At 71.5% G+C, this 5,722-nt stretch carries 3 protein-coding genes and 1 pseudogene; 1 reads left to right on the top strand and 3 read right to left on the bottom strand.

The window, feature by feature from the left end; genetic code table 11:
* Positions 1-519 precede the first annotated feature (519 nt).
* Together IEZ01_RS07115 and IEZ01_RS07110 are read right to left on the bottom strand one after the other, a co-directional pair.
* Entirely contained in the window at positions 520-969 is a 450-nt protein-coding gene (locus IEZ01_RS07115; RefSeq protein ID WP_019885589.1) for an SRPBCC family protein, read from the bottom strand.
* Between the two features lie 90 nt (positions 970-1,059).
* Positions 1,060-1,827, bottom strand: coding sequence for a metallophosphoesterase family protein (locus tag IEZ01_RS07110; protein WP_189200799.1), 768 nt, complete (start codon positions 1,825-1,827; stop codon positions 1,060-1,062).
* Between the two features lie 299 nt (positions 1,828-2,126).
* On the opposite strand from IEZ01_RS07110, the pseudogene IEZ01_RS07105 reads away from it, so the two are divergent.
* A pseudogene (locus IEZ01_RS07105) lies at positions 2,127-3,925 on the top strand (AMP-dependent synthetase/ligase).
* Here IEZ01_RS07105 and IEZ01_RS07100 read toward each other — a convergent pair.
* On the bottom strand, positions 3,910-5,535 hold the full coding sequence (locus IEZ01_RS07100; RefSeq protein ID WP_019885593.1) for a GMC oxidoreductase: 1,626 nt from the start codon (positions 5,533-5,535) through the stop codon (positions 3,910-3,912). The pseudogene IEZ01_RS07105 and the gene IEZ01_RS07100 overlap by 16 nt on opposite strands.
* Positions 5,536-5,722: the final 187 nt, after the last annotated feature.

Genomic DNA, 5,722 nt, shown 5'->3' with positions numbered 1-5,722 from the left:
CCAGGCCGGTGGCCGCGACAGGCGGCGCAAGCGCGGACCGCAGTCGGTCCCGCCACCTTGGCGCCTGGGTCCAGCCGACCCTGGCGGACAGGCGTCCTCTCGTGCGGCCCGGCCGCAGGGGGACGGGCGCCCCCGGGGGCGGCCTACGCCAGCGGCGCAGCGCCCGGCGGGCCGGGTCGACCCGGGCTGCGTCCCCCGTGGGCTGGGTCGGCCCGGGCGACGCAGACGGTCTCGGCCGCCTCGCACGCCGGTGGCCGCAGTCGGCCCCGCCAACTTGGGGCGAAGGTCCAGCCGCCCCTGGCGGACAGGGGTCCTCTCGTACGCCCACAGCCGCCGACTGGCCGGCAGACCGGTCGGAAGGGGCCCGGCTCAGACGGCGTGCAGGCCCGTTCCGCCCGGGCGGCGCAGCGGCCGGCCGGTCGGTCGGTCGGATCAGGCTCGGCTCGTGGGCCGGGTCGCCGCCGCAGGCGGCCGCCAGGCGGCCTCGGGCGACGCGGCGGCCCTACCGACCCGCCCGTCTCAGACTCCCGGGTGGGACTCGACGCGCTTCTTCAGGCCTGCCAGGGCGCGGTCGATGATGACCTTCTCCGCCTTGCGCTTGATCATGCCCAGCATGGGGATCTTGACGTCGACCGTCAGCTGGTACGTCACCTCGGTGCGGTCGCCGCCGCCCGTCGGAGCCAGGCGGTAGGAGCCGTCCAGGGCGCGGAGCATCTGGGACTTGACCAAAGTCCAGCTGACCTCGTTCGCGCCGGTCCAGGTGTAGGCGAGGGTGTGGTCGTCCTTGATCGCGCCCGCGTCGAGCAGCAGCCGGACCTGTTCGGCGCGGCCTTCGGCGTCGGCGGCGAGGACCTCGGCCTCCTTCACCTCGCCCGTCCACTCGGGGTAGCGGGCGAAGTCGGCGATCACTCCCATGACGTCGGCCGGCGGCGCCTCGATGGTGATGCTCGAGCTGGTGTGTTCCGCCATCGCCGTGGCTCCTCCACTGTGCGGTCCGGACGGGGTGTGTCGGGCACTGACGTGCCGCGTGAAGGCTATCGCGTACGCGATCGGCCCCCGTCACCACTCCAGCGTCCAGGGCCTTCCCGTCGCCGCGAAGTGGCCCACGTTCACGCACTCGGTCGCGCCGATCCGCATCCTGCGGGCCAGCGGCTGGTGCACATGGCCGAAGAGGGCGTACCGCGGCCGGGTGCGGCGGATCGCGGCCAGCAGGGCCCCGCTGCCGCGTTCGAAGCGGCGCGCGACGGTGTCGTACGTGAGCTCGGGGACGTCCGGCGGGATGTGCGAGCAGAGCACGTCGACCTCGCCGAGCGCCTCGACCTTCGCCGCGTACTCCTCGTCGGAGATCTCGTACGGCGTGCGCATGGGGGTCTGGAGCCCGCCGCCGACGAAGCCGAAGACGCGGCCGCCCAGCTCGATCCGCTCGCCGTCGAGGACGGTCGTGCCGGGGCCCGCGTACTGCGGCCACAGCGAGGGGACGTCGACGTTGCCGTAGGTGGCGTAGGTCGGCGTGGGGAAGGCGGCGAACATCTCCTCGTACTGGCGGCGCACGGCCGACTCGATCGCGGTCTCGCGGTCGATGCCGAGCTCGCCCCAGAGGCGGCGGCCCAGCGCCCGGGCCTCGTCGAAGCGGCGGGCGGTGCGCAGCTCCACGATCAGGTCGGCGTTCTCGACGCCGAAGAGCTCGGGGAAGATCCCGCGGCTGTGGTCGGCGTAATCAAGGAAGAGCACCAGGTCACCGAGGCATATCAGGGCGTCGGCGCCGTCCCCCGCGCGGGCGAGGTCCTTGGTGTTTCCGTGTACATCGCTGATGACGTTGACCCTCATGCCTGGCATGCAGCTCACCTTAGGGGTTCGGGGCGGTGTCCTCACGGGGTCGGACCTGCGGTTACTTTCGAGTCGCGACACGAGTGGACTACTGTGCGCGAATGCATCGCCACATGCGCGTGACGGGCGTGTGACGCACGGAACATCTGGCCTGGACCCCCTATCCGGAACCGAGTACTGGTGGGTAACGTCCGGGCAGTCCAGTCGTGCTCACCCCCACCGAGCACCTGCCCGATCTTGGACCGCAGCCGGTGCATACACAGAGCCGTGGCGCCGGCGCCCGATGAGGAGCAGCAGTCTTGCGCGAGTTCAGCCTTCCGGCCCTGTACGAGGTCCCCACGGACGGCAACCTGACGGATCTGATCCGCCGCAACGCCACGCAGCACCCAGACGCCGCTGTGATGGGGCGCAAGGTTGCGGGCGTCTGGACGGACGTCACCTCCACCCAGTTCCTCGCCGAGGTCCGGGCCGCCGCGAAGGGGTTGATCGCCGCCGGGGTCAAGCCCGGCGACCGGGTCGCGCTGATGTCGCGGACCCGCTACGAGTGGATCCAGCTGGACTTCGCCATCTGGAGCGCCGGCGGCGTCACCGTGCCGGTGTACGAGACCAGCTCGCCCGAGCAGGTGCAGTGGATCCTCGGCGACTCCGGCGCGGTCGCCGTGATCGTGGAGAGCGACGCGCACACCGCGGCCGTCGAGGCGGTGCGGGGCGCGCTGCCCGAGCTGCGCAGCGTGTGGCAGATCGAGAAGGGCGCGGTCGAGGAGCTCACCGCGGCCGGTGCGGACGTACCGGACGAGACCGTCGACGAGCGCAGCGGCGTGGCGAAGGCGGACGACCCGGCGACGATCGTCTACACCTCGGGCACCACCGGCCGCCCCAAGGGCTGTGTGCTGACCCACCGCGCCTTCTTCGCGGAGTGCGGCAACCTTGTCGAGCGGCTCAAGCCGCTGTTCCGTACGGGCGAGAGCTCGGTGCTGCTCTTCCTGCCCGCCGCGCACGTCTTCGGCCGGATGGTCGCGCTGGCGCCGGCGATGGCGCCGATCAAGCTGGGCTGCGTACCCGACATCAAGAACCTCACCGACGAGCTGGCCTCCTTCCGGCCGACGCTGATCCTCGGTGTGCCGCGCGTCTTCGAGAAGGTCTACAACTCGGCGCGGGCCAAGGCCCAGGCGGACGGCAAGGGCAAGATCTTCGACAAGGCCGCGCACACCGCGATCGCCTACAGCCGCGCCCTCGACACCGCCAAGGGCCCGTCGCTGGCGCTGAAGCTGAAGCACCTCGTCTTCGACAAGCTGGTCTTCAGCAAGCTGCGCGCGGTGCTCGGCGGCCGCGGCGAGGCCGCGATCTCGGGCGGCGCGCCGCTGGTGAGCGGCTGGGCCACTTCTACCGGGGCATCGGCTTCACGGTCCTGGAGGGCTACGGCCTGACGGAGACCTGCGCGGCCACGGCGTTCAACCCGTGGGACCGGCAGAAGATCGGTACGGTCGGCCAGCCGCTGCCCGGCTCGGTGCTGCGGATCGCGGACGACGGTGAGGTGCTCGTCCACGGCGAGCACGTCTTCTCGGGTTACTGGAACAACGAGGCGGCGACGGCGGAGGCGCTGGCCGACGGCTGGTTCCACACCGGCGACATCGGCACGCTGGACGAGGACGGCTATCTCGCCATCACCGGTCGCAAGAAGGAGATCCTGGTCACCGCGGGCGGCAAGAACGTCGCCCCCGCGGTGATCGAGGACCGCATCCGCGCCCACGCGCTGGTCGCGGAGTGCATGGTCGTGGGCGACGGGCGCCCGTTCGTGGGTGCGCTGGTCACCCTGGACGAGGAGTTCCTGGGCCGCTGGGCGGCCGAGCACGGCAAGCCGGCGGGTTCGACGGCGGCGTCGCTGAAGAACGACGCGGATCTGCTGGCGGAGGTCCAGCGGGCCGTGGACGACGGCAACGCGGCGGTGTCGAAGGCGGAATCGGTGCGGAAGTTCACGATCCTCGACTCCCAGTTCACGGAGGAGGCCGGCCACATCACGCCGTCGCTGAAGCTGAAGCGGAATGTGGTGGCGAAGGACTTCGCGGACGAGATCGAGGCGATCTACCGCGTCGCGTAGGCCGCGTGGTCGGTGGCGAGGACCCTGGCCATGTTCCGTTCGGCCAGGGCCGTGATCGTCACGAACGGATTGACGCCGATGGAGCCCGGGATCAGGGCTCCGTCGGTGACGTACACGCCGGGGGCGCCCCTGACCCGGCCGTACGCGTCGGTGGCCTGGCCCAGGACGCAGCCGCCGAGCGGGTGGTACGTGAAGTCGTCGGCGAAGGTCTTGTTGCCGCCGAAGAGGTCGTAGCGGTAGATCGTGGCGTTCTTGAGGTTGATCCGGTCGAAGAGTTTCTTCGCGGAGGCGACCGAGACCTGGCTCTGGGCCCGGGTCCAGTCGAGCCGGGCGGAGTCGGTGGCGGGGTCGTAGCGGAAGGTGCCGCGCTCCGGGTTCCTGGTGATCGCCAGGTAGAGGCTGATCCAGTGCTCGAGGCCGGTCGGCAGCGGGGCGATCTCGGCGAAGACCGGGTTGGCGGCGTTGGACCAGTCGTCGATGCCCATGACGGGCATGGTCGACTGGTTCGCCCCGACGGTGTCCCACATGTGGTTGGCGCGGCCGGTCATCACGTTTCCGTTGGTGCCCCAGCCGGTGCCGACGCGCTCGCTGAGGTCGGGCAGGGCGCCGGTTTCGCGGGCGCGCAGCAGGAGTTCGGTGGTGCCGAGGCTGCCGGCCCCGAGGAAGAGGCGCGAGCAGGAGATCTCCCGGGTCTCGACGGTCCTGCCGGTCAGGTCGATCCGGTCGGCGGTGACGACGTACGAGCCGTCGGGCTGGCGGCGTACGGCTCTGGCGCGGTGGAGCGTCTCGATGGTGACGTTGCCCGTGCCGAGGGCGGCGGCGAGGTACGTCCGGTCCAGGCTGCGTTTGCCGTGGTTGTTGCCGTAGATGACCTCGCCGGCCAGCGCGGATCTCGGGGCCTGGCCGGCCGCTTCGCGCTGCATGTGGCCGAAGTCGTAGACGTTGGGCACGAAGACGGTCTTCAGGCCGGCGTTGGCGGCGTGCTTGCGGGAGATCCGGCTGAAGCGGTACCACTCGGTCGCCTCGAACCAGGCGGGGTCGACGGTGTTGACGCCGAGCATCCGGCGGGCGAGGGGGAAGTACGTGTCGTACATCTCGGCGGGGTCGACCTGGGGCAGGACCTCGGTGAAGTAGTCGCGGCGAGGGGTGACGGCCATGCCGCCGTTGACGAGGGAGCCGCCGCCGACGCCTCGGCCGACGTAGACGGACATCTCGGCGAAGCGGACGCGGTCGAGGACGCCGGGATACGGGCTGATGTCCTTGTTGACGACATCGAGCCAGAGGAAGGTGGCGAGCGGGGCCTCGGTGCGGGTACGGAACCACATGGAGCGGCGGTCGGGGGCGCCGGTGGGGCAGAAGACGGTGCCGTCGGGTCCGGGGGTGTCCCAGAGCCGTCCCATCTCCAGCACGGTGGTCCGTATCCCCGCCTCCCCGAGCCGCAGCGCGGCGACGGCGGCGCCGTATCCGGACCCGATGACGAGGGCGGGGGCGTGGTCGGGGGCGTGCGCGGCGTGCGCGGTGGTGAGCCCGATCCGGGTGAGACCGAGGGCGGCTGCGGTGTGGAGGGCACCGAGACCCAGAAGGTGACGGCGCGTCAGTTTTGGTGTCATGCGCGGAGCATGGGCGGAATATGCGGTTCCGCGAAGGGGGTGCGGGGGGATGCTTTTGACGGCCCGTCAAGAACGCGGTCCCGGCCAACGGTGGGGGTGCGCGTGCGGGTCGGGGGCCCCGGGCCGGGCGGTGGGCGCGCGGCCCGGCCCGGGCCAGGCCGGCACGCAGGCGACCCAAGCCAAGACG

The organism is Streptomyces purpureus, from assembly GCF_014648195.1.
Classification (GTDB): Bacteria; Actinomycetota; Actinomycetes; order Streptomycetales; family Streptomycetaceae; genus Streptomyces; species Streptomyces purpureus.
The sequence above is the reverse complement of the archived record's forward strand: the minus strand, read 5'-3'. Positions and strand labels throughout refer to the sequence as shown.

What these genes read in the sequence shown, in the direction of transcription:
- IEZ01_RS07115 (WP_019885589.1), bottom strand. Translation starts at nt 969, where the DNA reads ATGGCGGAACACACCAGCTCGAGCATCACCATCGAGGCGCCGCCGGCC.
- IEZ01_RS07110 (WP_189200799.1), bottom strand. Translation starts at nt 1,827, where the DNA reads ATGAGGGTCAACGTCATCAGCGATGTACACGGAAACACCAAGGACCTC.
- IEZ01_RS07100 (WP_019885593.1), bottom strand. Translation starts at nt 5,535, where the DNA reads ATGACACCAAAACTGACGCGCCGTCACCTTCTGGGTCTCGGTGCCCTC.